General features: G+C 62.9%; 1 pseudogene. It reads right to left on the bottom strand.

Going from position 1 to position 356, the window contains the following annotated elements:
* Positions 1-222: 222 nt before the first annotated feature.
* Positions 223-356, bottom strand: a pseudogene (locus J5M71_RS28970) (alpha/beta hydrolase); the annotation flags it as partial.

Here is a 356-nt window from a genome sequence, read left to right on the forward strand (position 1 = left end):
CATGGGAAGCTCCTGTCAGTCACAACGAAAGCGGGTATCGTCCAAGGCTACACCGTAGAGCCCATTGCAGTCATCCGGGACCAGGCAGTCAGTTGTGTTTTGCCTGTTTCGGCCCTTTCGCGGGCACGCCCGCTCCCACATGGACCTCACAGCATTTAGCCCCTGTGTGATCCCTGTGGGAGCGGGCGTGCCCGCGAAAGGGCCAGTACAGGCAACGCAAATTCAACCGGCGGGCACAGGCTCCACCATCACCGTGGACGCATGCACCGGCACCAGCGGATCCCGCAGCCAACGCTCCACCAACGGCCACACCTGCACCTGCGCGGCCTTGCTCACCAGCATGTCGACATGCCCGA

It is taken from the genome of Pseudomonas sp. 43(2021), assembly GCF_017490805.1.
Taxonomy (GTDB): Bacteria; Pseudomonadota; Gammaproteobacteria; order Pseudomonadales; family Pseudomonadaceae; genus Aquipseudomonas.